Origin of the sequence: Corynebacterium lowii (genome assembly GCF_001412085.1) — a bacterium.
Lineage (GTDB): Bacteria > Actinomycetota > Actinomycetes > Mycobacteriales > Mycobacteriaceae > Corynebacterium > Corynebacterium lowii.
In genome coordinates this window covers 243,131-268,921 of the sequence record NZ_LKEV01000002.1, presented here as the reverse complement: position 1 = coordinate 268,921, position 25,791 = coordinate 243,131, and the positions used below count along the sequence as shown (strand labels likewise).

The window sequence follows — 25,791 nt, the reverse complement described above, 5'->3', positions numbered from 1 at the left end:
ACCCGGTGGGGTGTTGCTGCATGTGAGGAGCTTTCTCGATTAGGCTAGAGCAGCGTGACTGCCCTCGGACTTGTGTTTTTGCTCTTGCTGCGGCTTTTTACGCTGCTGCTCATCGTGCGGATTGTGATTGAGATGATTCAATCCTTTTCCCGCTCCTTTCGCCCGCCGCGTGCCTTTTATGTCATTGCGGAGCCTATTTTCCGCCTCACGGACCCGCCTTTGAAGGCTCTGCGCCGGGCCATTCCCCCTCTTAATTTGGGTGGGGTGGCTCTGGATATGTCCGTGATTGTGCTGTTCCTGATTTGCGAGCTTTTGAGCAGACTAGTGTGGATGTTCCTTATCTAAAGGCCTTCCGTGGCCGGAATGGTTTTTGCCCTCGACTGGCGGAAACACTGAAGATCAACTAAAGAATTATGTTGCGTAGTATACTCGGTAGCAGTGTGGAATCAGCTACACTGGCTGCGAAGAACCGCAATGTAACTACAGAACGCAATAACGAGGCGTAAACTGCCTTGTACAGCCCCATCGGGGCGACGAACTCGAAGGGATCTCCAATGCCGCTGACACCAGCAGATGTGCACAACGTAGCTTTTAGCAAGCCGCCGATCGGCAAGCGTGGCTATAACGAGGACGAGGTGGATCAGTTCCTCGATCTGGTGGAGGACACGCTCGCGCAGCTCCAGGATGAAAATGAGGACCTGCGTCAGCGCGTGGACGAGCTGAAGGGCTCCTCCTCCGCAGGTACGGCAGCGACCTCCCGCACGGCTTCTTCCACCTCCGTGGACGAGGCTGCGCTGCGCCGCGAGATCGAGTCCAAGCTGCGTTCCGAGTACGAGTCCCAGCTCACCGAGGCGAAGAAGGCCACGCAGAAGGCTGAGGCCGACGTCAAGGCCGCCCGCGATGAGGCTGAGCGTGCCAAGAAGGAGGCCGCCGAGGCCAAGAGCGCGGCCTCCAGCGCTGCGGCTGCCCCGGCTCAGCCGGCTCCGGCCGCCGCCGTGGAGACCTCTACGGATTCCAACGTGCAGGCCGCCAAGGTGCTGGGCATGGCGCAGGAGATGGCCGATCGCCTCACCACCGAGGCGCAGCTGGAATCCAAGTCCATGCTGGACGAGGCTCGCCAGGCTGCGGAGAAGCAGATCAGTGAGGCCGATCTCAAGGCTCGCACCCTGGTGGCGGACGCCGAGAAGAAGTCCGAGGCTACCCTCGCGGACGCTCGTACCCGTTCCGAGACTCAGGTGCGCCAGGCCGAGGAGAAGGCCGCGGCCCTCAAGCAGGATGCCGAGCGCAAGCACTCCGAGATCATGTCCACCGTCAAGCAGCAGCAGACGGCCCTGGAATCCCGTATCGCGGAGCTGCGTACCTTCGAACGCGAGTACCGTACTCGCCTCAAGACCATGCTCCAAAGCCAGTTGGAGGAGCTGGAATCCCGTGGTTCCACGGTGACGAACTCCACCGAGAACTAAGTTTTATTTGAGTAATCCCCACCGCCATAATGTTGGCGGTGGGGATTACTTTATGCGGGGTTGGTTACACTAGGGGTCATGTTCGTTGCCGCTTTAATTTCCACCGCCTTGGCCTTGGTGAGTTTTATCGTCGTGATTATCACCGGCTATACCCTGGGCCTGGTGGTGATGTTCCTCCTCGTGGCGGTGGCGGCCTCCCTTTTGGTCATCGACATCAGCGCCAAGCGACACCCCACGGGCAGGCACGCGGCGGGGGAGCAAACGGGAGAAGATCACTAGCGCTATACTGTGGGGCATATGCGTTGATCCGGCCATCACCGGGGAGTATTCGGAAGAACGGCGGCGGTGCCCTAGATACCTCTAGACACGGCGGCTCAGTAGAACCGAACGGCTAAGGCCCGTTACTGCCTTCACTACATGCAATGAAGCGGCCGCGTGGGCGTCGATAAGCGCGGCAAGCAGGGTGGTACCGCGCGGTTTCGGCTGCGTCCCTGCACCGACGAACTGATGTGAGTGAAGGAGCAGGACGATGGCCGCAACGCTGGAAAACCGCGATAGCGAGCAGAACAACGTGGGGTCGGTGTACCCCAAGGTGGATCTCACGGGGGGCTCCACGCGATTCCCCGATATGGAGCAGCAGGTGCTCGCCGCCTGGCAGGCGGACGATACCTTCCAGGCCTCCCTGGACGCCCGCAAGGGAAACCCGGAGTACGTATTTTATGATGGGCCGCCTTTTGCCAATGGCCTGCCGCATTACGGCCACCTGCTCACCGGCTACGTGAAGGATATTGTTCCGCGCTTTAAGACCATGCGCGGCTACCACGTGCCCCGCGTTTTCGGCTGGGATACCCACGGCCTGCCCGCCGAGTTAGAGGCGGAAAAGCAGCTGGGTATCAAGGATAAGGGCGAGATCGAGGCGATGGGTCTGGCCAAGTTCAACGAGTACTGCGCCTCCTCGGTGCTGCGCTACACCGAGGAATGGAAGGAGTACGTGACCCGCCAGGCCCGCTGGGTGGACTTTGATAACGGCTACAAGACGATGGACCTGGATTACATGGAATCCGTGATCTGGGCTTTCAAGCAGCTCTACGATAAGGGCCTGATCTACCAGGGCTTCCGCGTGCTGCCCTATTCCTGGGCGGAGCACACCCCGCTCTCCAACCAGGAGACGCGCCTGGACGATTCCTATAAGGAGCGCCAGGACCCCACCCTGACCGTGACCATGCCGATCACGGGAGCCACGGCGGGCACCGAGGCCGAGCGCACCCTGGCCGCGCATCCCGAGCTGCGCGATGCCGCCGCGATCGCCTGGACGACGACCCCCTGGACCCTGCCCTCGAACATGGCGCTCGCCGTGAACCCCACCGTGGACTATGCGTTGGTCAAGGTGGGGGAGCAGGGAGCCGAGGGCTTCGCCGGAGCCACGCTTTTGCTTGCCGACGGCCTGCGCGGGGCCTACGCCAAGGAACTGGGCGAGGACGCCGAGGTGCTGGGCACCTTCACCGGCGCGCAACTAGTGGGGCTGACCTACAAGCCGATCTTTGAGCACTTTGCCGAGAAGGCTGCCGAGGGCGGCTTTAGGATTCTCGGCGCGGACTACGTGACCACCGAGGATGGCACCGGCATCGTCCACCAGGCCCCGGCCTTTGGTGAGGACGATATGAATACCTGCCAGGCGGAGAATATTCCGATGGTGATTCCGGTGGACATGGACGGCAAGTTCACCTCCCTGGTGCCCGAGTACGAGGGGCAGCTGGTCTTTGACGCCAACAAGAACATCATCAAGGACCTCAAGGCCACTGGCCGCGTGTTGCGCCACCAGACCATCGTGCACTCCTACCCGCACTCCTGGCGCTCCGGCGAGCCGCTGATCTACATGGCCCTGCCCAGCTGGTTCGTGGCCGTGACCAAGATCCGCGAGCGCATGGTGGAACTTAACCACGAGGGCATCGAGTGGATGCCCGAGCACGTGCGCGATGGCCAGTTTGGCAAGTGGCTAGAGGGGGCACGCGATTGGAATATCTCGCGCTCGCGCTACTGGGGTTCGCCCATTCCGGTGTGGGTATCGGATAACGATGAGTACCCGCGCGTAGACGTCTACGGTTCGCTCGATGAGTTAGAGCGGGACTTCGGTGTGCGCCCCACCTCCCTGCATCGCCCCTATATCGACGAACTCACCCGCCCCAACCCGGACGATCCCACCGGGCAGTCCACCATGCGGCGTGTGCCCGACGTGTTGGACGTGTGGTTTGATTCCGGCTCCATGCCCTTTGCCCAGTTCCACTACCCCTTTGAGAACAAGGAGTGGTTCGAGTCCCACGCCCCGGCGGACTTCATCGTGGAGTACATCGGCCAAACCCGCGGCTGGTTCTACCTCCTCCACGTGCTCTCCACGGGGCTCTTTGACCGCCCAGCCTTTAAGAAGGTGGTGGCCCACGGCATCGTGCTGGGCGACGATGGGCTGAAAATGTCCAAGTCCAAGGGCAATTATCCCAACGTTAATGAGGTTTTTGAGCGCGATGGTTCGGACGCTATGCGCTGGTTCCTCATGAGTTCCCCGATTCTGCGCGGCGGCAACCTCATCGTCACGGAGAAGGGTATCCGCGAGGGCGTGCGCCAGGCGCTGCTGCCGATGTGGAATGCCTATTCCTTCCTGCAACTTTATTCCGCCAAGTCCGCGCAGTGGTCGGTGGACTCCACCGACGTGCTGGACCGCTACATCCTGGCCAAGCTGCACGATCTGGTGGCCGGGGTGGGCGAAGCCCTGGACGCCACCAATATCGCCTCCGCCTGCGATCAGGTGCGCTGGTTCTGCGACGCGCTCACCAACTGGTATGTGCGCCGTTCCCGCGAGCGCTTCTGGGCTGGCGACGCCGCCCACCCGGAGGCCTTCAACACCCTCTACACGGTGCTGGAAACGCTGACCCGCGTGGCCGCGCCCCTGCTGCCCTATATCAGCGAGGTGATTTGGCGCGGGCTCACCGGAGGCCGCTCGGTGCACCTCACCGATTACCCCAAGGCCGAGGACTTCCCGGCGGACCCCGATCTCGTGGCCGCGATGGACGCGGTGCGCGGGGTATGCTCGGCGGCGTCGTCGGTACGCAAGGCCAATAAGCTGCGCAACCGTTTGCCGCTGCCCGCGCTCACCGTGGCGATGTCGGACTCGGCGGCCCTGGAACCGTTCAGCGCGATTATCCGCGATGAGGTGAACGTGAAGAACGTGATCCTCAGCGATGACGTGGACGCGGTAGGCCGCTTCGAGGTAGTGGTGAACGCTAAGGTGGCGGGCCCGCGCCTGGGCCGCGACGTCCAGCGGGTGATTAAGGCCGTGAAGGCCGGGAATTACGAGCGCGCAGGCGAGCAGGTGGTGGCCGATGGCATCACCCTGGAACCGGGCGAGTACACCGAGCGTCTGGTAGCGGCGAACCCGGAATCCACCGCGCAGATCGAGGGCCTGGGTGGTCTGGTTTCCCTGGACATGACCGTGACGGAGGAACTAGAGGCCGAGGGCTGGGCTGCCGACGTGATCCGCGGACTTCAGGACGCCCGCAAGGCCGAGGACCTGGAGGTTTCCGATCGCATTGAGGTGCGGCTCTTCGTGTCCGCCGAGAAGGAGGAGTGGGCGCAGCGCCACCGCGAGCTCATCGCCGGCGAGGTGCTGGCTACCTCCCTGGAGGTGCTGGCTGGTGGTGAGGCTGCCGAGGGTGCGCACGAGGTGCTGAGCGGGGTGCGGGCGACGGTGGCGAAGGCCTAATCGTTGCCCCGCTCGAGGCGGGAATAAAAATCGCCGCCGTGGAATCATACAGGGTATGAATACCCTCGAATTGGACGTTCTGATCCTCGGCTTTGGCAAGGCCGGAAAGACCATCGCCATGAAGCGCGGCCAGGCGGGCGACCGCGCGGCCATCGTGGAACAGTCCCCGGTGATGTACGGCGGCACCTGCATCAATATCGGCTGCTTGCCCACCAAGACTCTGCTGACCGACGCCCACCGCCACCACCTCGGCGGTTCGCAGGCGCAGCAGGGTAAGCAGGTGCAGCAGGAGCACGCGGCGGCCTTTGCCCAGGCTCAGGAGCACCGCGATTCCTCCATTGCCACCCTCAACGCCGCCAATAAGAAGATGGCCCTGGGCAATCACGTGATGGTGATTGACGGGCGGGCGCGCTTTACCGGGCCGCACACCGTGGAGGTGACCGGCGGAGATGAGACTCTGCGCATCACGGCGGAGACCATCATCATCAACACCGGAGCGGTGCCGGTGCTCCCACCGCTGCCGGGCATCGAGGGCGAGCGGGTGGTGGACTCCACCGCCGTGCAGCACCTGCCGCAGTACCCAGAGCACCTGGTGATTGTGGGTGGCGGGCCGATTGGCTTGGAGTTTGCCACGATGTTTGCACAGTTCGGCACGCGGGTGACGGTGCTCGATGGGGCGGGCACCTTCCTCCCTCGCTTTGACCGCGATATTGCCGAGGCCGTGCGCGCCGATCTAGAGTCCTTGGGCATCACGATTATGAGCGGGGCACGGGCCCAGGAGTTCCGCGCCGGGGAGCAGAGCGTGAGCGTGATCTACGGGGAAGGCGAGGTAGAGGCCGATTATGCCCTGGTGGCCCTGGGCCGTCGCCCGGCCACCTCGGATTTGGGCTTGGAGGTCGCCTGGATTACGACCACTGAGCGCGGAGCCATCGAGGTGGACGAGTACCTGCGCACCAGCGTTCCCGGCGTGTATGCGGCGGGAGATGCGAACGGCGGCCCGCAGTTCACCTATATCTCCTATGACGATCACCGGGTGATTCTGAATCACCGCTGGGGAGACGGCACCCGCAGCACCGAGGGAAGAATCTATCCCACCACTACCTTCCTGGAACCGCCGCTTTCCCAGATCGGCCTGGGAGAGGAGGAGGCCCGTAAGGAGTGCGAGAGTCGCGGGCACGCACTGAGCGTCAAGGCGCAGGATATTAAGGATATGGCGATTGTGCCGCGCCCGAAGATTTTGGGCCAGCCCCAGGGGCGGGCGAAGTTCCTGATAGACGCTCAGACTGATGAGATTTTAGGGGCCACCCTCTACTGCGTGGACTCCCAGGAATTGATAAACGCCGTGGCCCTGGCCATGCGCCACGGTATAAGCGCCACAGAACTAGGGGAGGGGATCTACACCCATCCCAGTAGTTCCGAGGTATTTAACGCGCTGTTGGGCTAGGAGATAAGCCCCTCCACGGTGGCCAGAGCCCCGCGCTCGTGCAGGGAGTTCAGTGCCGCCACGTAGGGTTCGGTGAAGGCGGATTCCTCGATGAGATCGCCAAAGACCTCGCGGTAGCGCAGGAAGGCCAGGGAATCCTCCCGGTTGCGGGAGGCGTGCTCGCCCAGGGGCTCGGCCAGGCGGTCCACCACGGTAATCGGCTGGCCCTGCTCATCGACGCCCTCCGCGTACCGCGCCCAGCTGGCCACGATGGCGGCGCTGAGTGCCACGGGGCGGCCTGCGGCGATATTCTCCCGAATTACCGGGAGCAGCCACTTGGGGATGCGATCGGAGGACTCCGCGCACAGGCGAGCCACCGTATCTTTCACGGCGGCGTTGCCGAAGCGGTCAATGAGCCGGTGGCGGTAGGCGTCGAGGTCCACGCCGGGCAGCGGGCGCAGCGAGGGGGTGGCCTCTTGTTCCATATAGGCCAGCAGGAAGCGAGCAAAGCGCTCATCATGTACCACGTCGTGCACCAGGCGGTGACCCGCGAGGTAGCCGAAGTAGCACAGGCCCTGGTGGGAGGCGTTGAGCAGGCGCAGCTTCATCAGCTCGAAGGGCACCACGTCCTCTACCACCTGCACCCCGGCCTCCTCGTAGGCGGGGCGGCCGTCTACGAAGGAATCTTCCAGCACCCATTGGGTGAAGTCCTCGCATACCACTGGCCAGGCATCGGTATAGCTGTAGCGGGAGGCCACCTCCTCGCGGTCGGCCTCGGTGGTCTCCGGGGTAATGCGATCCACCATCGAGTTCGGGAAGGGCACGTGCTCGCCAATCCAGGCGGCCAGATCGGGTGAGATGTCAGCGGCAAAGCGCAGGAACATCTCGCGGGCCATATCCCCGTTGCCCTGGATATTATCGCAGCTCATAACGGTAAAAGGCCTCTGCTCAGAGCGGCGGCGCGCGATGAGGGCGGCGGTGATGAGTCCAAAGAAGGTGCGTAGATTCTCCCAGCGTTCCTCGCGCAGAGCCTCTATATCGGAGGCCACGTAGGGGTTGGCCTCTAGGTCGTAGCCGCCCTCGGTGACGGTGAGGGAGACGAGCCGAATAGCCGGATCGACGAGGCGGGCCACGGCGGCGCGGGGGTCGTCGGGAGCAAAAACGTAGTCGATGATGGAACCGATAACGCGGGCGCTCTGCCCACCATCGGGGGCCTTTTCCACGAGGGTGTAGAGGTAATCCTGGCTGGCCAGGGCGTCGCGCATGTGGGCGTCGGAGGGCATGACGCCCATGCCCACGATGCCGAAGTCCAGGGCCTTGCCGGCGTTCATCAGCTCGTCGAGGTAGCGGGCCTGGTGGGCGCGGTGGAAGCCGCCCACGCCGAAGTGGACGATGCCGGGGGTGATGGCTGAGCGGTCATAGGTGGGCACAGCAACCTGGTCAGAAAGGGATTCGAGGAGGGAAGTACTCAGGTGGGGCATGATTTTCTCCTTGAGATAGTGGTGGGGCGGCCATCGAAGCCGGGTTGCAGGCCCTTGAAGGCCAGGCACATGAAGCCCGCGAGGACGAAGAGCCCCATGAGCACGAGAATAAGGCCGGTGGCCCCGATGAAGGGGTGGAGCACGGCCACGAGCAGAGGGCCCATCGCCACCGCCCCGCCGATGCCGAGGTTATAGGCGGACATGGCCGCGCCGGGGTGCTCGGGATCGAGGGCATGGGCAATGGGGGAGAGCGGCACATAACCGGCCAGGGCGATGCCGAAGAGCGCGCCCGCGCCCAGGGTGAGGCCGAAGGCGGTGTGATCGCTTAGCCCCGCGCCAAGGGCCAGCTGCGGGGTGAAGTACACCAGGCCCAGGGTGATGAAGCAGGAAACCGGCCCCGCCCAGATCATGGTTTGCCACCAGCCGAAGCGATCACCCACCCGCCCGTAGAAGGGATTGAAGGGGAGGTTCACTGCGTAAATCACGGCGGTGAGAATGAGGAACCAGGAACGGGGCCAATCGAGATTGTCCTGGAAGTAGGCGGGGAAGAACACCGCCATCGCGTAGGTGGGCATGGAGTTGATGGTGCGGATATAGGCCACGAAGCGCGCGCGACGGTCGCGGCCGAGAAGGCGGAAACCGCGGGCCAGGGTGGCCCCGACGTCGGAAGCATTTTCCACCAGCGGGGCGCGCCCGCGCTGCTCCTTAACGCCCACGAATACCACGATGGAGCCGACGATCACGAGAACCAGGGAAACCCACAGGGTTTGGTAGGCGCTTAAGTGGAACTGGCTCATGGAGATGGTGGCGGTGAGCGCGCCCAGGGTGGGCAGGCCCGCGGAGAAAGCCACGTAGAACCAGCCGACGCCGCTGGCGAGCTGGGTGGCCGGGGCCGTCGCGGTGATCCACACCAGGAAGGCGTAAGCGAAGAGGGGATAGCCAAAGCCGCGTAGCCCGTAGAAGAGGAAGATGAGGAAGGTGTTATTGGTGGTCAGTGCCAGGGTGAGGAAGCCCAGTTGAAAGACCACCCAGATGATCGCGCCGAAGATCATCACCTTGCGCGGACCCCAGAGGTCGGAAAGCGCGGCGGCAAAGAAGGCAGCGATGGCCACCGCCACGCCATAGACCGTGACGAGGGTGGCCGCTCGGCTTACGCTGAAGCCGTGTTCATCGTGGAGGAAGCGCTCCAGGATATTCGTCTCCACGCCGTCACCGATCATGAAGATGGTCAGGCCCACGAAACCCCAGATGAGGGGGCGGGGTATGCCGAGGCGTTCGATGAGCCCCGGCGGGGCGAGGGTGGGGGAATGCGTCATTCCGTGGCACCTTTCGTGAGGTGGATTACCTTTGTGTCATGTTCTAACATGAATCCCACAAAAGTCAACACTTTGATGTTATAAAATGTGATTTTTCTTTGCGGTCACCTTTCCTGCAAGCGTGTGACCTGCTTTAATCGAATGAAAAGACGGAGAAAGGAGCCGCCGTGGAACAACCCGTGGGAGGCCCGGAGGTGCGTCGCGCGGCCATCGTGGAGCACTTGGTCGCCACGGGCACCGGCACCGCCAGATTGGACACCCTGGCCCAGCACTTCGAGGTCAGCACCATGACCATTCACCGCGATCTCGACGTCCTGGCCGAGGAGGGAAAAGTAGAGCGAGTGCGCGGCGGGGTGCGGCTGGTGGGGCAGCCCTTCACGGAACGCGACGTCGCGGTGCGTCGGGTTGCCAACGCGGAGGTGAAAACCGCCCTGGCCCGGGTGAGCGTCGGCCTGCTGGAAGAGGGAGAAGTGCTGGCCCTCGACGATTCCACCACCGTGGCCGCCCTCGCGCCTTTTTTGCCCGGCTTGGCACCCGGCGCGGTGATGACGCACTCGCTCTCCCTGTTGGGGGAACTCTCGCGTACCTTGGCGGATACCCCGCTGATTGGTCTGGGCGGGCGCTACGTATCCACCACTGATTCCTTTTTGGGCCCCGCCACGTGCGAGCAAATGGCGGGGCTGAGCGCGGACGTCTCCCTGGTATCCACCACCAGCCTGCGCGCGGGCGGGCTCTACCACCCGGACGAGGAGGCCGCGCGCACCAAAACGGCCTGCGTGGGTTTGGGGCAGCGCGCCATATTGCTGTGTGATTCCTCCAAGGCGGGGGCGGCCGGGGTGCATTTTGTGGCGCGCTTTGAGGACTTTGACGAGATCGTGGTGGATTGCCACATGGCCCCGGATACGCTGGCCCGCATGGAGGAAAGCGGGGCGCGGCTGCATGTGGTGGATGCCCCGGAGCCTGCTTGTGGTGCTGGCCGCGGCCCCACCTGTGGTGTTGAGGCGGAATCCCCTGGGCGAGAAAGGTAAAGAATAATGACGTTAGTACTGGGTATAGACTCCTCCACCCAATCCTGCAAGGCCCTGCTGGTGGAAGCGGAGACGGGCCGCGTGGTCGATCAGGGCCGCGCCGAGCACCCCACCGGCACCCAGGTGGATCCCTGAGCAGCGCCACCGAGGGGCTGCTAGAGCGCGCTGAGGCGGTATCGGTGGCCGGGCAGCAACACGGCATGGTGGCTCTCGACGCCGCGGGGGAGCCCGTGCGCCCCGCGATCCTGTGGAATGACACCGCCGCCGCGCCCCAGGCCCGCAGCCTGGTGGAGGAATTGGGCGGCCCGCAATCCTGCGCGGAGAAAACCGGAAGCGTGATGGTGGCCTCCTTTACCGGGGCGAAGTTGCGCTGGCTGCGGGAGGTTGAGTCGGAGAACGCGGAGCGCACCCGCGCGGTGGTTCTTCCGCATGACTACCTCACCTGGCACTTAGGTGGCGGGAGCGGGGAATACACCACGGACCACGGCGATGCCTCGGGTACGGGCTACTACTCCCCGCAGGCCAGGGCCTTTGTGCCGGAACTGGTGGAGCGATACCTGGGCAAGCGGGTCACGCTTCCGCGCATTGCGGCACCCGCCGCGCACCTCTCGCGGCGCCGCAACTGCTGCCGGTACCGGGGATAATATGGCCGCCGCCCTGGGCCTGAACCTTTCCGCCGGTGATGTGTGCGTTTCGCTGGGCACCTCCGGGGTGGCCAGCGCGGTGGTGGAGCAGGCCGTGAGCGATGGCAGCGGATTCGTGGCGGGCTTTAGCGATGCCACCGGCCGCTACCTGCCCCTGGTGTGCACCCTCAACGGGGCGCGGGTGATGGACTTTGCCGCCACGATGATGGGGGTGGATCACGCCGAGCTCTCCCGCCTGGCGCTGGCCGGTGAACCGGGTGCCGGAGGCGTGAGCCTCCTGCCCTACCTAGATGGGGAGCGAACCCCGAACCGACCCCAGGCTACTGGGGTATTCCGAGGTATCACCACGGCCACTCGCCGCGAGGATATGGCGCGCGCGGTGGTGGAGGGGTTGCTCTGCTCGCTGCGCGATGCGGTGGTCGCACTGGAAGAGGCCACCGGTGTGCCCACGCGCAGGTTGCTTCTCATTGGCGGCGCGGCGCGTTCGGAGGCGATCCGCGCCATCGCGCCCACCATCTTCGGGGTGCCCGTGGTGGTGCCGGAGCCCGCCGAATACGTGGCCCTGGGGGCCGCGCGCCAGGCCGCCTGGGCATTGGCGGGCGGTGCGACGCCGCCGTGTTGGGAAGCGGGTGGTACCCGCACCTATGAGGGGGACTACTGCGCCGAGGCGGTGGAGCGCTATGGCTGGTTGCGGGAGGCCACCGAGATGTGGTGACGGCAATCACAGGTTAAGGTGAACCTGATACCTGTGATTGCGACGAGTAGGGGATAAAAGTGGGAAGGCCAGGCTCTATTAAAGGAGAAGGCGCGTGGGGGATGGCACCAATTCTGCTGGCTCTGCTCGTGGTGATATTCGGTACCACGATGCCCACTCCCTTGTATGGGGAGTACAAACATACCTATGACTTAGCGGACTGGTCGATCACGGGCATTTACGCCATTTATGCCGCGGGTATCGTCGCGGCTCTGATCTTCCTCAACGGGCTTTCCGATTGGGTGGGGCGGCGCGGTGCCCTCTGGGTGGGGCTGGCGGTTTTTCTTTTTGCCGACGTCCTCTTTATCCTCTGGCCCTCGGAGGCGGGACTTTACGTTGCGCGGGTGGTAAGCGGTGTGGCGGCCGGAATCTACGTGGGCACGGCCACAGTGGCGGCGGTGGAGGTGGCCTCCGGGGAGATCAAGGCGCATGCGGCCACCTATGCCACGGCGGCTAATGTGCTAGGCCTGGGGTTGGGGCCGGTGGTGGCGGGGGTGATCGTGGAATATCGTCCGCAGGCACACGTGGAGGTGTATCTGCTGCACATGTGCCTGGTGGCGGTATCCGCGCTGTTGTTACTGCTCACCCCGGAGACGCACGGGCGGCAGCCCTCCGGGGGCTTCGCCCTGCCGGAGATGCCACGGCAAGGGCGCGGGCCTTTTATGGGAGCGGTATTGGTGGGCCTTGCCGGTTTGGCGGCCTTTGGCTTGTTGGCGGGGCTCACCCAGGCCTTTTTGCTCACGATCGCGGGGGTGAGTTCCGCGCTGATAACAGGGCTGGTGGTGGGTCTGGCCTTTATTACCTCGGGAATCACACAGATTGCCCTGCGCGGGGTATCGCGCCAGGGGGGGGATTGTTGGTGGGCAGCGTGGCCCTGGTGCTCAGCATGGTCTGCATCGTGCTGGCTATTCCGCTTTCCGCAGTGTGGCTTTACTTCCTCGGGGCGGCGATATGCGGGATAGGGCAGGGTCTCACGATGGCCCGGGCGGTGGGAATCGTCTCTGGCGTGGCCGAGGAGAGCCAGCGCATGAGCGTGATGAATATGTTTTTTGCTCAGGTATATCTGGGTGCGGGTATTCCCATCGTGATCTTGGGGGTGGCCATTACCTACGGCGATTTTCTGCTTAGCGCCGCGCTTTTTGCCGTGGTGGTAGCGGTACTGGCGCTCGTGGGGCTTTGGCTCACGAGGGAGATAGAGGCTTAAGCGGCGCGTTCGCACATGTGATCGACAAATGGGGGGGGCGTGCCAGTAAGCTGAGGGGCATGCAACGCTGGGTCCTGCATTTGGATATGGACGCCTTCTTTGCCTCCTGTGAACAACTCACTCGCCCCACCCTCCGGGGGCGTCCCGTGCTCGTGGGAGGTGTGGACGGGCGCGGAGTGGTGGCGGGAGCCTCCTACGAGGCGCGTCGCTTTGGAGCGCACTCGGCCATGCCCACCCACCGCGCCGCTGCCCTCGTGGGATACGGCGCGGTACTGGTCAAACCCCGCCGGGCGGTATATTCCACGGCCTCGCGCCGGGTATTTCAGATCGTGGAGCGGCACGCGGGAATCATCGAGCAGCTTTCTATTGATGAGGCCTTCATGGAGCCGCAGGAACTCATAGGTGCCAGCCCCGAAGAAGTGGAGCGCTGGGGAGAGCGCCTGCGTGCGGCCATTAGGGAGGAAACCGGGTTGCCCTCCTCTATCGGGGCCGGATCGGGCAAACAGTATGCCAAGATCGGCTCCGGGCAGGCCAAACCCGATGGTATGTACGTTATCCCCGTGGAGCGCCAGATTGATATGTTGCACCCGCTGGACGTGGGGAAACTCTGGGGAGCAGGCCCGGTGACCCAAAATAAACTGCGCGCGATAGGCGTCAACACCATTGGCGACCTCGCGGCGCTGACCCAGCGCGAGGTGGAAATCACCCTGGGCTCCACCCTGGGGCTTCAATTGTGGAACCTCGCGCGCGGTTACGACGACCGCCCGGTGCAGCCTCGCGCCGAAGCTAAGCAAATATCCGCCGAACACACCTACCCACGGGACTTGCTCACGCGGGCGGAGGTGGATGCCGCCATTGATCGCGCCGCCGAGGGGGCGCATCGCAGGCTATTGCACGATGGGCGTGGGGCGCGCACGGTGACGGTGAAACTGCGCATGGCGGATTTTCATATCGAATCGCGCTCCATCACCTTGCCCTATGCCACCGATAATCCCGAGACCCTGCGCGCCACGGCCGGGAGGCTGGTGCGCTACCCCAATGAGGTGGGGCCGATACGCCTGGTGGGGGTGGGGTATTCCGGGTTGGAGATAGCGCGCCAGGACGTGCTCTTCCCCGAGCTCGACCAGATGGCGGTGGCCCCGGAGCGGGAAGATAATGACTATGAGGTGGGCGTGGCTGCTATCCCCGAGGAGGTGGGTGCGAGCGCCGAGGTGAGGTTAGAAGAGGCCCCCTCTGATACCGGGTGGCGGGCTACCGAGGACATTTATCACCCGAAGTACGGGCATGGCTGGGTGCAGGGCAGCGGGCATGGGATTGTGACCGTGCGCTTTGAAACCCGCACCACCGGCCCAGGGCGGACTTTGACCTTTGCGCAGGATGACCCCGATCTTTCCCCGGCCGATCCCGTTAATAGCCTAGATTGGGGTGAGTGGCTAGCGGAGGAGATTGTTTCTGACTAGCGGGAAAATGGTGCGGAAAGGCAAGTAATGGATAATTCTGCCCAGGAGGTTCGGATTGAGCTAAAGCCGGCATGGATTGCGTGGTGGTTTCACAAGCTATTGACTTATCCGAAAATAACGTGTGGGGGAGTTGCACACGATGGAGAATGGGGGAAGGGGCATATTCGGGTGCTAAGAGGCCAGGAACTCACCGTTGGATTTAGCTATAAGGTGTTTCATGATTCGCGGGTGCGATGCCAGAGCCAGCCGGTGCGTCTGGTGAATATCCCGCGCAAGATCGTGGGGAAAACGTCCCTCCTTAATCAGGGCCTCATGAGCGTTGAGCTGATTGATTGAGGCAGGGCCGGGCGAGGCTTAAAACACCTCCGCGGGCTCCACTCCGGCAGCCAGCGTCACAAGCAAGGCCATGCGGGCTTGGCCCGCGCGCAAATATCCGGAGCCCAATGCCCCGCGCGCCCCCAGGGAGGCTCCGCCACCTGCGCCGCCATAAATCAAAGCGGACCTCGCCCAGGGCGGCCCTGGTGCTCACCACCACGGGGACGCCTTGGTCAAGGGCGGTCTCCACCCCACGGGCCAGATCGGTGCCGATATTGCCTGCCCCCATCGCCTCAATCACCAGGCCCTCGGCTCCAGAAGAAAGGGCGGAGTCGATGAGGTCTCGGGGTGCGCCGGGGTAGGCGGCGATGATGTCCACCCGGTGCCCGTCGAGGGCCGCGACCGGCAGGGGAGTGGGGCGCTGCGGTTCTGCGGGGCCGCGATAGGAAAAGGCGGCCAGGGCAGAAGTATCCTCCTTCACCGTGCCACGGGCGGGCAGTACCTTGTGGCCGAGCACGATGAGCGCTCCCATGCCGCGCGCGGCGGGGTCAAGGGCGATGGTGGCGGCCTCGAAGAGGTTATCGGGGCCGTCGGGAGCCGGGGCGTCGCTAGGTTTCATGGCTCCGGTGAGGATGACGGGGCGTTCGTCGGCGTGGAAGGCGTCGAGAGCCAGGGCGGTTTCCTCTAGGGAATCGGTGCCGTGCGTGAGTACCACCCCGGCCACGGTGGGGTCGGTGAGTTCCTGGTGCACGGCCTGGATGATCTCGTCCACCTCGCGCAGGCGCAGGGAGGAGGAATCGAGGCGGCCGAGTTCGCGCACGCGCAGGCGGACGCGCTGGGGGTCGAAGCGCTCGCGCAGCGGGGAGACCAAATCTTCCCCGGAGAGGGTGGGGATGAGGGCTCCGGTGGCGTCGGTGGTGCACGCGATGGTGCCGCCGGTGGTGAGAATAGAGAGGGTCTGCGGGGTATCCATGATCTCGCCATTCTAGGGTGTGCGCTGGGCGCGTAGGAATCCCAAGAATAACAGGTGTAACATCTTTCCCAGACGTAACTGTTGGGCGCTTGCGTGCCGTCCCCTTACCGCGCGAGGCTGATGTCTTTGAGGAGAGACCGTGAAGTTGCACAAGATCACCGCCGCCACCGCTATTTTGGGCCTCGGACTAGGCCTGGCCGCTTGCTCTAGCGATGAGGAATCGGAGCAGGAGGCATCAACCTCCCAAGCTCCCGCTTCCACCTCGGCGGCGGAGGTAGCGCCCGATCTTCCCTCTGCGGCGGAACTGAATCAGGTGCTGGCGGTGGCCACCGACCCGAATCGCCCCATCGAGGATAAGATCGTCACGGTGCAGGGGGGCGAGACCGCGCCCGAACTCTTTGAGGTGATGGCCCGCTCGAAGGAGGAATCCGGTGCGGACTTCCAGGTAGTTAATCCCGTCTTGGCTGGATATGCGGCCAATGAGGTGCTCACGAGCGTTCAATTTATCCGCCCCGATGAGCCGGAGCAGATGGCCGATAACGTGACCTTTGTGTACGAAAACGGCAAGTGGAAGCTCTCTAAGGATTGGGCCTGCACCCTCGTTACCCGCGTGGTGCCGGACCAGGCCCCGGCCATGTGCGCCGATCAGGCCCCCACCAATGCCCCGGCGCCCGCTCCGGCGGCCCCGGCACCGGATAATGCACCCGCGGAGAACCCCGCCCCAGAGGCAACGCCGGCGCCCGCCGGGCCGGACCAGGCTCCGGCTGAAGCCCCGGCCGCACAATAAAGGCTGAAAACAAAGCTGAGCAATAAGGCTGAGCGACAAAGCCAAAGAGCAAGGTCGAGCAACCAAGGCTAAACCAGAGCCCCGCGCCACGGAGACCGGCGCGGGGGCTTAAATATCTGCGGGCTCTAAAAGCTCTAAAAGTACGGAAAGCAAAAACCTACTCAAACCCCAGCCGCGTGGCCGTATCCTGCACCACGCGCACCTCGGAGCCCTGCTGCCCATAGACCACGCGGGTATTAAGCGCCACCTCCCCGCTGTGGGGCAGGGGAGAAGAAAGGTTCAACCGCAGCGTGCCGGTGCTGGTGGTATTGGTATTCATCACGTCGAGGGTTTCGCTGCCGGTTCCCTCGGGGGAATCCATCGTCAGAGCCCCCTGGGCGGGACGTTGCTGCACGCTCACGCTCAGTTCCACCTTATCGCCGTCGAGGGAATTGAGCGTGTAGGTGGCGGTTTGGAGCAGGGTGGCCTCCCCGGTCACGCGGGAATCCACACTCCACACCGCACCCGGACCCACGGCTTCCTCGGGGAAGATCACGGGCAGGGAAAGTAGCTTCATGGCGGCCTTTTCGATGATTGCGCGGCTTTCATCGCTGGCCTCGGTAGGGGCGGCGAGGTTCACGGAGGCAATACGCCCCGTATCGTCCCCGCGCCAGCCCAGCTCAAAGCCCTGCGCGTTTTCCAACTCCGCCGTTTGGCCCGGCACGGAGGAACTGGCCTTATCCACCGTGGTGTTTACCGTGCGCGGGCTATTTTCCTGCCCATCTTCCCCGGTGGTGTCCTCGGCGGTGGTACCCGTGGCGCGCAGCGGCAGGGTGAGGGTATCGGTATCCATCGAACTCGCATCTGAGTTAAAGGCGGTGTCCAGGATATCCTGGGGAGCCTGGACCTCCACGGCGTCGGCACGCATGACCTGCTGCTCAAAGCCCGCGGTGACCTGCACGGTGACCTGTTGCTCCGGTTGCTCGGCGGAGTAGCGCAGGGTGCGCTGCGGGTTCGCGCCGGGATTGTGGAGGAGCACCCGGGCGGCGTCCACTTGGAGATCCACGGGAGCCTCGACGGGGGTGGAGGATTCCTCGGAGCTACAGGCGCTCAGGGTGAGGGCGCAGGCGCCGATGAGACCCAGCAGCGCTGCGCGGCGAGAAGAAGAAAAAACAGGCACGGCTTTCCACTGTACCGGCCAGAAGTGGCGCGGCCGGTATGACAGCGGCGCGGGCGATGGTGGACAATAGAGCCCGTGACGCAGAGCGCGATGGAGAAGAAACGCCCCTTTGCCCCCTTCATGGCGGTGACGGTGCTCAGTGTGGCGGCCGTCGATCAGATCGTGAAGGCGATCATGCTGGCCTGGCTTACCCCAGGGGTGCCGCAGCCGGTGCTGGGGGATTGGTTCCGCTTTCTGCTCCTCTTTAATCCCGGCGCGGCCTTTTCTATGGGGCAGAACTCCACCTGGCTTTTTACCTGCTTCCAAATAGCCTTTGTGCTGGGTACGGCGATTGCCGCCCCCAAGGTGCGCGATCCCTGGGTGGCCGTGGGCTTAGCGCTCGTGGGCGGCGGGGCGCTGGGCAACCTCATCGACCGTCTCTTCCGCGCCCCGCAGTTTTTCCTCGGTCACGTGGTGGATTACATCTCCGTGGGGGGTTTTGCGGTGTTTAATATCGCGGACGTCTGTATTAGCGTCGGAGTGGTGATCTTCATAATTGGTATGCTCTTCGAGGAGCGACGTGCCAAGGAGGTGGGCTAGATGTCTCGTGAAGTGCGCAGCCTTCCCGTTCCCGAGGGGTTAGTGGGAATGCGTATCGACGCCGCCCTTTCCAAACTCCTGGGTCTCTCCCGCAGCGCCGTGGCCGACCTCGCGGAGGCCGGTGACGTGCTGGTGGACGGCGCGCCGGTGGGGAAGTCCGCGCGCCTGGGAGCCGGGAGCCTGCTCACGGTGACCCTGCCCGCCCCGGCGGTGTCCGAGCCGCGCCCCGAGCACGTGGAGGGCATGGATATTCTTTATTATGACTCCGATCTCATCGCCGTGCACAAGCCCGTGGGCGTGGCCGCGCACCCTACGGTGGGCTGGGAAGGCCCCACGGTGGTGGGCGGGCTGGCCGGGGCGGGTTTTCGCATTTCCACCTCCGGTCCTCCGGAGCGCCAGGGAATCGTGCAGCGCTTGGACGTGGGGACGTCGGGAGTGATGGTGGTGGCGGCCTCGGAGCGCGGCTATTCCGTGCTCAAGCGTGCCTTTAAGGAACGCACCGTGACCAAGACGTATCACGCGCTCGTTCAGGGCCACCCGGACCCCTTCACCGGCACTATCGACGCCCCCATTGGCCGCCATCCCTCCTCTGGCTGGCGCTTTGCGGTGACCACCGACGGCAAGCCCGCCGTGACGCATTACGAGACCATCGAGGCCTTCCCCGAGGCCACCCTGCTAGAGGTGCATCTGGAAACGGGGCGCACCCACCAGATTCGCGTGCATATGTCCGCCATTCACCACCCCTGCTGCGGGGACCCGATGTACGGTTCCGATCCCGACCTCGCCAAACGCTTAGGGCTGATTCGCCAATGGCTGCACGCCGTGCGCCTGGGGTTCCATCACCCCGCCGATGGGCGGTGGATGGAGATTGAGGCCCCCTATCCGGCCGATCTCGAAGCCGCCTTGGAGAAAGTTCGCGCATGAGCCCGCGCATTATGCGCACGCTGGTTCCCTCCCTGATCCTCGTGCTGGTGCTCGGCGTGGTGCTCCTGGTGGGCTCCTGGGTGGGGCAAAAATACGCGGTGCAGCCCGGAGTAAACGGCGATTCCCTGGGGATGGAGCGCGAGGAATCCTACGAGGAATACCAGGACCGCGCCGCCGCCAGCCTGGCTGAGGCCCCGGCCGAGCAGGCGGCCTATGCGCTGGTGGTATTCCGCGATTGGGCTACCGCGCAGCAGGCTGGGCAGTGGCTAGAACCCCTGGGGCGGGTCAATGCCGAGGTGATTGACGGGCTGCGCCTGGTGCCGCTGCCCGAACCCGTGGAAGGTGCCACCCGCGCCGAGGTGCTCAATACCGGAATGGAGCGCGAGCGCGCCGAGGTGCCGGAATTACAACCCCGCTTAAGCGCGGTGGTGGTGCGCGATACCGGGGAAGCGCTGCGCTCCTGGGCAGGGGAGAACGAGGAGAATCTGAGCGCCGTGGAGGTGCTGCCACCCGACGCCGTGTGGAGTTTCTTCGGGGTGCTGCCTACCGCTCCGATTGAGGTGTGGAAGGCGGAGTTTCAGTAGTTTCTGCTGCCTTCGGTGCTGCTGTGGCGGGGCGTCGATAAGCCCGGCGAGTGCTGCGGCGCTGGCCGGTGGCGTCCGCCACGAAGATCACCACGGCCACCCAGATGAGAATGAAGCCCACCCAGCGCTGAGGCGAGATGTGCTCATCGACGATGAAGAGCGCCCAGAGCATCTGCATGGTGGGGGTGAGGTACTGCAACATGCCGATGGTGGAAAGCGGAATAACCTTGGTGGCCCGGGCAAAGAGCAGCAGGGGAATCACCGTAATCACCCCGGAGAGGGCGAGCAGCGCAAAGTGCCCTGGCCCCTCGCTGAGCGCGGTGCCCGTACCGCTGAACTCTAGGTAGGCCAGGTACCCCAGGGCCAGGGGAGCAAGCACGAGGGTTTCGGCCGCCAACCCCGCAGGCCCGGAGACCTCCACCTGCTTTTTGAGCAGGCCGTACACGCCAAAGGTGAGCGCCAGGCCCAGGGCGAGGATGGGTGGCTGCCCGCCGATGATGGTCAGCCAGAGCACCGCCACGGCGGCGAGCAATACTGCGGCCAGTTGCGCGCGGCGTAGTTTCTCGCCCAGGATGAGCACGCCCAGGAGCACGCTCACCAGGGGGTTGATGAAGTAGCCCAGGGCGGCGTCGGCCACATGCCCGGAATTAACCGCGATGATGTAGATGAGCCAGTTGGCGGCGATCAACACCCCGGCCGCCCCCATGCGGTACCAGGTGATGCGGCTGGCGTGACGCAGTTCCGCCCAGCCTTTGGTGACGCTGAGCAGCACGGACATGAGCAGGGCGGCCCAGATGATGCGGTGGGCCAGGATTTCTACGGCAGAGGCGGGCTCTAGAAGCGGGAAGAAGGCGGGGAAGAGGCCCCAGAGAAGATACGCGAGGATACCGTAGAGCATGGAGGTCACTGTAGCCCTCGTGCAGCGCCGATGCCGGATTTGCCCCAGGGGTTAGACTGAGCGGCATGGCAAAGAACTCCTCCTTTGTGCACCTGCATAATCACACCGAATATTCCATGCTCGATGGAATGGCCAAGGTGGACCTGCTGGCCGAGGAGGTGAACCGGCAAGGAATGCCGGCGGTGGGGATTACCGATCACGGCAATATGTTTGGCTCCAATGCCTTTTATCGCAAGATGGTGGAGTCTGGAATTAAGCCGATCATTGGCATTGAGGCCTATATGGCTCCGGAATCTCGCTTTAATAAAAACCGCGTGCGCTGGGGCGAGCCGCACCAGAAGTCCGATGACGTCTCCGCCTCCGGCGCGTACCTGCACCAGACCATGCTGGCGGAAAATGCCACGGGCCTGCGCAACCTTTTTTATCTCTCCTCTATGGCCTCCTACGAGGGCCAATTGGGCAAGTGGCCGCGCATGGATGCCGACCTCATCGCGGAGCACGCCGATGGCATCATCGCCACCACCGGCTGCCCCTCGGGGGACGTGCAAACTCGCCTGCGCTTGGGGCAATTCGATAAGGCCTTGGAGGCCGCCGCGATGTGGCAGGACATCTACGGCAAGGACAATTACTTCCTGGAACTGATGGATCACGGCCTGGACATTGAGACCAGGGTGCGCTCCGAGCTGCTAGAAATTGGCCGCAAACTGGGCCTACCTCCGCTGGTGACCAATGATTGCCACTACGTGCTGCAATCCCAAGCCCAGCCGCACGAGGCCATGTTGTGCGTGCAAACGGGTAAGACCCTGCACGACCCGGACCGCTTCAAGTTCGGCGGTGATGGTTACTACATCAAGTCCGCCGCCCAGATGCGCGAACTCTGGGATGAGATGGTGCCCGATGGCTGTGATAACACCCTGTGGATTGCCGAGCGCGTGGGCGATTACGGCGAACTCTGGGAGGACCACCCGCACGACCGCATGCCCATCGCCGACGTCCCCGAGGGGGAAACCCCTACCTCCTGGCTCACCCACGAGGTGATGGCGGGCCTGCAAGAGCGCTTCCCCGGCCAGGAGGTGCCGCAAGCCTATATCGACCGCGCCAAGTATGAGATCAGCGTGATTGATATGAAGGGTTACCCCTCGTACTTCCTCATCGTGGCGGAGTTGATTAAGCATGCCCGCAAGGTGGGTATCCGCGTGGGGCCGGGCCGTGGTTCGGCCGCCGGTGCCCTGGTGGCCTACGCCCTGACCATTACCAATATCGACCCGATGGAGCACGATCTCCTCTTTGAGCGATTCCTCAACCCGGAGCGCCCCTCGGCCCCCGATATTGATATTGACTTTGACGATCGCCGCCGCGGCGAGATGATCCGCTACGCCTCGGACCGCTGGGGTGAGGACAAGATCGCCCAGGTGATTACCTTCGGCACGGTGAAAACCAAGCAGGCCATTAAGGATTCCGCCCGCGTGCAGTTTGGTCAGCCCGGCTACCAGATTGCCGACCGCATTACCAAGGCCCTGCCCCCGGCGATCATGGCCAAGGACATTCCGCTTTCCGGCATTACCGACCCCGATCACGCGCGCTTCAACGAGGCGGGCGAGGTGCGCTCGCTCATCGAGAGCGACCCCGACGTCAAGCAGATTTACGAGACCGCGCGCGGCCTAGAGGGCGTGGTGCGTCAGGCGGGTGTACACGCCTGCGCGGTGATTATGGCCTCCGTTCCACTGCTGGACCACATTCCGATGTGGAAGAGGGCCGCCGACGGCGCGCTGATTACCGGCTGGGACTACCCGGCCTGCGAGGCCATCGGCCTGCTGAAGATGGACTTCCTGGGGCTGCGCAACCTCACGGTGATTGGCGATGCCATCGAGAACATCAAAGCCAACCGCGGCGAAGAGGTGGACCTGGAAACCCTGGAGACCGAGGACGAAGAGGTCTATAAGCTGCTCAGCCGCGGCGATACCCTGGGCGTGTTCCAGCTGGACTCCGGTGGTATGCAGGAACTGCTCAAGCGCATGCAGCCCACGGGCTTTAAGGACATCGTGGCCTCCCTGGCCCTCTACCGCCCCGGCCCGATGGGCGTGAACGCCCACTGGGATTACGCGGACCGCAAGAATGGCCGCAAGCCCATCACCCCGATTCACCCCGAATTGGAGGAGCCGCTGCGCGAGATTCTGGACGAGACCTACGGCCTGATCGTGTACCAAGAGCAGATCATGCGTATCTCCCAGAAGGTAGCCAACTACACCGCCGGTGAGGCCGATAACTTCCGCAAGGCGATGGGTAAGAAGAAGCCCGAGGTGCTGGCCAAGCAGTACGAGAAGTTTGCCGGGGGCATGAAGGATAACGGCTACTCCAAGGCTGCGGTGGATGCGCTGTGGGGCACCATCGAGCCTTTTGCCTCCTATGCGTTTAATAAGTCCCACGCCGCGGGATACGGCCTGGTTTCCTTCTGGACGGCCTACCTCAAGGCCCACTACGCTCCGGAATACATGGCGGCCCTGCTTTCCTCCGTGGCGGATAAAAAGGATAAATCGGCTATCTATTTGGCGGACTGCCGCCACCTGGGTATTCGGGTGCTCTCCCCGGACGTAAATGAATCCCACAATGACTTCATGGCCGTGGGCGAGGATATTCGCTTTGGCCTGGGCGCTATCCGCAACGTGGGCAAGGACGTGGTGGATTCCATCGTGCGCACCAGGGAAAGCAAGGGTGTATACAAGGACTTCGGCGATTATCTGGAAAAGATCGAACTCTTACCCTGCAATAAGCGCATTACGGAATCGTTGATTAGGGCCGGGGCCTTCGACTCCCTGGGTCTGCCGCGCAAGGGGCTGACCTTAATCCACGAGGACGCCGTGGACGCCGTGACCGCCACCAAGAAGGCCGCCGATAAGGGGCAGTTTGACCTCTTCGCGGGCTTCGGCGGCCAGGACGAGGCGATGGATAACGTCTTTGCCATCGACGTCCCCGATGCCGAGTGGGACCGCAAGCACAAGCTGGCCCTAGAGCGCGAGATGCTGGGCCTCTACGTCTCCGGGCACCCCCTGGACGGCTACGAGGAATCCCTGGCCGCCCAGACCGATACCGCGATCACCACCATCCTGGGCGGGGAATTGCGCCACGGCCAGGAGGTGACCATCGGCGGCATTATCTCCGGCGTGGACAGGCGCTTTTCCAAGAAGGACGGCTCCCCCTGGGCGATCGTCACCCTGGAAGATCACAACGGCGCCCAGACCGATCTGCTGGTGTTTAACAAGGTCTACGCCCTGGTGAGTTCTCAGATCGTGGAGGACAATATCATCCTGGCCAAGGCGCACGTATCCATCCGCGATGAGCGCACCAGCCTCTTCTGTGACGATCTCAAAGTGCCCGAACTCGGCGCGGGCAACGGCAGCGGCCTGCCGCTGCGCCTGACCATGCGTACCGACCAGTGCACCCCGGTGAATATCAAGAAGTTGAAGGACGTGCTGGTGGCCAACCGTGGGGAATCGGACGTGTACCTCAAACTGGTCAATGGCGAGGAATCCACCCTCATGATTCTGGGCGAGCACCTGCGCGTGGAGCGCTCGGCCTCTCTCATGGGTGACCTCAAGGCCACGATGGGCACGGGAATCCTGGGCTAGGCGGGCAGATAGTGGGCTAAAAGTATTCCCCGGCGGCGGCCACCCGATTACAGTATGCCTATGGAAAACACTTCCGCCGGGGTTCCCGCCGGTGCTACGCCCGACGCCGCGCTTAGCCGCAACGAGCGCCTTGATCGCCTCCCACTCACGGGAAAGCACAAGAAAATGCTCCTCGGCTCCGGCCTGGGCTGGGCGCTTGACGCGATGGACGTGGGGCTCGTCTCCTTCATCATGGCCGCGCTCGCCGCGCACTGGGGATTGAGCGCCACCCAAACCTCCTGGCTGGCCTCCATCGGCTTCATCGGCATGGCGCTCGGCGCCACCTTCGGCGGGCTGCTGGCCGATCGTTTTGGCCGCCGCCAGGTCTTTGCGCTGACGCTGCTGGTCTACGGTCTCGCCACCGGCGCCTCGGCGCTGGCTACCTCGCTGGCGGTGCTCATGGTGCTGCGTTTCATCGTGGGCCTGGGCCTCGGTGCGGAACTTCCCGTCGCCTCCACACTCATCTCGGAGTTCGCCCCGCGCCGCATACGCGGCCGCATGGTGGTAGCGCTCGAAGCCTTCTGGGCGGTGGGCTGGATCGCCGCAGCGGCCATCGGGGCGTTCGTGGTCTCGGCGTCGGAAAGCGGCTGGCGCTGGGCACTCGCCCTGGGCTGCGTGCCCGCACTGTACGCGCTTTACGTGCGCCTGGGGCTGCCGGAATCCGTGCGCTTCCTGGAATCCAAGGGCCGCCACCGCGAGGCCGAGGAGATCGTGGCTTCCTTTGAGCGCGAGGCCGCACTTATCGACGCCCCCACGAACCCGCACCCAGCCCCCGCCGACGAGGTGGGGGCCACGGCCACGAGCATCTGGGCGCCGGGGCTGCGCAGGCGCACCGCCGCGCTGTGGGTGGTGTGGTTCTGCATCAACCTGAGTTATTACGGGGCGTTCATCTGGATACCCTCGCTGCTGGTAGCCGATGGTTTTGGACTGGTGAAGTCCTTTCAATTCACCCTCATTATCACCCTGGCGCAATTGCCCGGCTACGCCGTGGCCGCCTGGCTCATCGAGGTGTGGGGCAGGCGCACCACGCTCACGGTGTTCCTGCTCGGTTCGGCGTTCTCGGCGGGGCTCTATGGCTTTGCCGATACCCAGACCACTATCATTGTGGCGGGCTGCCTGCTGAGCTTCTTCAACCTCGGGGCCTGGGGCGCGCTTTATGCCATTGGCCCGGAGTTATACCCCACGGCGGTGCGCGGGGCGGGCACCGGGGCGGCGGCGGGTTTTGGGCGCATTGCCTCGATTATCGCCCCACTCATCGTGCCACCGATTGTTGCGGGCTGGGGGAGTGGGGCGCTCTTCGGGCTCTTTGGTGCGGCCTTTGCCCTGGCGGCTGCGGCGGCGTGGCTGCTGCCGGAGCAGCGGGGGAAGGTGCTGGGGTAG

The 25,791-nt window shown here is 64.0% G+C and carries 20 protein-coding genes and 2 pseudogenes; 17 read left to right on the top strand and 5 right to left on the bottom strand.

All coding sequences use genetic code 11. The annotated features are described in order from the left end of the window. The first annotated feature begins 54 nt into the window (after nt 1-54). From Clow_RS04605 to Clow_RS04585, 5 genes are all read left to right on the top strand, one after another. Nucleotides 55-345, top strand: a complete 291-nt coding sequence (locus tag Clow_RS04605; RefSeq protein WP_055176979.1) for a YggT family protein — start codon at nt 55-57, stop codon at nt 343-345. Nucleotides 346-554: 209 nt separating this feature from the next. Continuing rightward, the gene (gene wag31, locus Clow_RS04600) at nt 555-1,463 is read left to right on the top strand and encodes a DivIVA-like cell division protein Wag31 (RefSeq protein ID WP_055176976.1); all 909 of its coding nucleotides are present in this window, start codon (nt 555-557) and stop codon (nt 1,461-1,463) included. Nucleotides 1,464-1,541: 78 nt separating this feature from the next. After that, nucleotides 1,542-1,742, top strand: a complete 201-nt coding sequence (locus Clow_RS04595) for a hypothetical protein (protein WP_055176973.1) — start codon at nt 1,542-1,544, stop codon at nt 1,740-1,742. A 250-nt stretch (nt 1,743-1,992) separates the two neighbouring features. After that, entirely contained in the window at nt 1,993-5,217 is a 3,225-nt protein-coding gene (gene ileS, locus Clow_RS04590; RefSeq protein ID WP_055176969.1) for an isoleucine--tRNA ligase, read from the top strand. 55 nt (nt 5,218-5,272) lie between these two features. Further along, complete coding sequence (locus tag Clow_RS04585) at nt 5,273-6,661, top strand: FAD-dependent oxidoreductase (protein WP_055176967.1); 1,389 nt, start codon at nt 5,273-5,275, stop codon at nt 6,659-6,661. Here Clow_RS04585 and Clow_RS04580 read toward each other — a convergent pair. Together Clow_RS04580 and Clow_RS04575 are read right to left on the bottom strand one after the other, a co-directional pair. Then, entirely contained in the window at nt 6,658-8,121 is a 1,464-nt protein-coding gene (locus Clow_RS04580; RefSeq protein ID WP_055176965.1) for a mannitol dehydrogenase family protein, read from the bottom strand. The genes Clow_RS04585 and Clow_RS04580 overlap by 4 nt on opposite strands. After that, complete coding sequence (locus Clow_RS04575) at nt 8,109-9,437, bottom strand: RbtT/DalT/CsbX family MFS transporter (RefSeq protein WP_055176962.1); 1,329 nt, start codon at nt 9,435-9,437, stop codon at nt 8,109-8,111. The genes Clow_RS04580 and Clow_RS04575 overlap by 13 nt, the downstream gene beginning before the upstream one ends. A 167-nt stretch (nt 9,438-9,604) precedes the next feature. Here Clow_RS04575 and Clow_RS04570 point away from each other — a divergent pair, with 167 nt between their 5' ends. The 6 genes and pseudogenes from Clow_RS04570 to Clow_RS11890 all read left to right on the top strand — a co-directional run bounded on the left by Clow_RS04570 (nt 9,605) and on the right by Clow_RS11890 (nt 14,863). Beyond that, nucleotides 9,605-10,465 carry a DeoR/GlpR family DNA-binding transcription regulator gene (locus tag Clow_RS04570; RefSeq protein WP_069724568.1) on the top strand — a complete coding sequence of 287 codons (861 nt, stop codon included), beginning with the start codon at nt 9,605-9,607 and terminating at the stop codon, nt 10,463-10,465. 6 nt (nt 10,466-10,471) lie between these two features. Continuing rightward, nucleotides 10,472-11,824, top strand: a pseudogene (xylB, locus tag Clow_RS04565) (xylulokinase). Nucleotides 11,825-11,925: 101 nt separating this feature from the next. After that, nucleotides 11,926-12,825, top strand: a complete 900-nt coding sequence (locus Clow_RS04560) for an MFS transporter (RefSeq protein WP_055176959.1) — start codon at nt 11,926-11,928, stop codon at nt 12,823-12,825. Further along, complete coding sequence (locus tag Clow_RS04555; protein WP_169786566.1) at nt 12,762-13,067, top strand: hypothetical protein; 306 nt, start codon at nt 12,762-12,764, stop codon at nt 13,065-13,067. Before Clow_RS04560 ends, Clow_RS04555 begins: the two co-directional genes overlap by 64 nt. Nucleotides 13,068-13,126: 59 nt before the next feature. After that, nucleotides 13,127-14,527: a DNA polymerase IV gene (locus Clow_RS04550; protein ID WP_055176953.1), complete on the top strand. Its 1,401-nt coding sequence runs from the start codon at nt 13,127-13,129 to the stop codon at nt 14,525-14,527. A 27-nt stretch (nt 14,528-14,554) separates the two neighbouring features. Continuing rightward, on the top strand, nt 14,555-14,863 hold the full coding sequence (locus Clow_RS11890; RefSeq protein ID WP_055176951.1) for a hypothetical protein: 309 nt from the start codon (nt 14,555-14,557) through the stop codon (nt 14,861-14,863). 18 nt (nt 14,864-14,881) lie between these two features. Here the strand turns inward: Clow_RS11890 and Clow_RS04540 are convergent. Further along, nucleotides 14,882-15,815: pseudogene (locus tag Clow_RS04540) on the bottom strand (asparaginase). Nucleotides 15,816-15,954: 139 nt separating this feature from the next. Here Clow_RS04540 and Clow_RS04535 point away from each other — a divergent pair. Beyond that, the gene (locus tag Clow_RS04535; protein WP_055176948.1) at nt 15,955-16,602 is read left to right on the top strand and encodes a WKL family lipoprotein; all 648 of its coding nucleotides are present in this window, start codon (nt 15,955-15,957) and stop codon (nt 16,600-16,602) included. 157 nt (nt 16,603-16,759) lie between these two features. Here the strand turns inward: Clow_RS04535 and Clow_RS04530 are convergent, their stop codons facing one another. After that, nucleotides 16,760-17,761, bottom strand: coding sequence for a DUF6263 family protein (locus Clow_RS04530; protein ID WP_055176945.1), 1,002 nt, complete (start codon nt 17,759-17,761; stop codon nt 16,760-16,762). Nucleotides 17,762-17,851: 90 nt separating this feature from the next. Between Clow_RS04530 and lspA the strand changes: the two genes are divergently transcribed. Genes lspA through Clow_RS04515 form a run of 3 tightly spaced genes read left to right on the top strand, consistent with a single transcriptional unit; the run spans nt 17,852 to nt 19,848 of the window. Further along, complete coding sequence (lspA, locus tag Clow_RS04525) at nt 17,852-18,340, top strand: signal peptidase II (protein WP_082418552.1); 489 nt, start codon at nt 17,852-17,854, stop codon at nt 18,338-18,340. Continuing rightward, entirely contained in the window at nt 18,341-19,264 is a 924-nt protein-coding gene (locus Clow_RS04520; RefSeq protein WP_055176941.1) for an RluA family pseudouridine synthase, read from the top strand. Then, nucleotides 19,261-19,848: a hypothetical protein gene (locus Clow_RS04515; RefSeq protein WP_055176940.1), complete on the top strand. Its 588-nt coding sequence runs from the start codon at nt 19,261-19,263 to the stop codon at nt 19,846-19,848. The genes Clow_RS04520 and Clow_RS04515 overlap by 4 nt, the downstream gene beginning before the upstream one ends. Here the strand turns inward: Clow_RS04515 and rarD are convergent. After that, nucleotides 19,808-20,746, bottom strand: a complete 939-nt coding sequence (rarD, locus tag Clow_RS04510; RefSeq protein ID WP_055177570.1) for an EamA family transporter RarD — start codon at nt 20,744-20,746, stop codon at nt 19,808-19,810. The genes Clow_RS04515 and rarD overlap by 41 nt on opposite strands. Before the next feature lie 65 nt (nt 20,747-20,811). On the opposite strand from rarD, the gene dnaE reads away from it, so the two are divergent. Together dnaE and Clow_RS04500 are read left to right on the top strand one after the other, a co-directional pair. Beyond that, nucleotides 20,812-24,372 carry a DNA polymerase III subunit alpha gene (gene dnaE, locus Clow_RS04505; RefSeq protein WP_055176938.1) on the top strand — a complete coding sequence of 1,187 codons (3,561 nt, stop codon included), beginning with the start codon at nt 20,812-20,814 and terminating at the stop codon, nt 24,370-24,372. Nucleotides 24,373-24,432: 60 nt separating this feature from the next. After that, the gene (locus Clow_RS04500; protein WP_055177567.1) at nt 24,433-25,791 is read left to right on the top strand and encodes an MFS transporter; all 1,359 of its coding nucleotides are present in this window, start codon (nt 24,433-24,435) and stop codon (nt 25,789-25,791) included.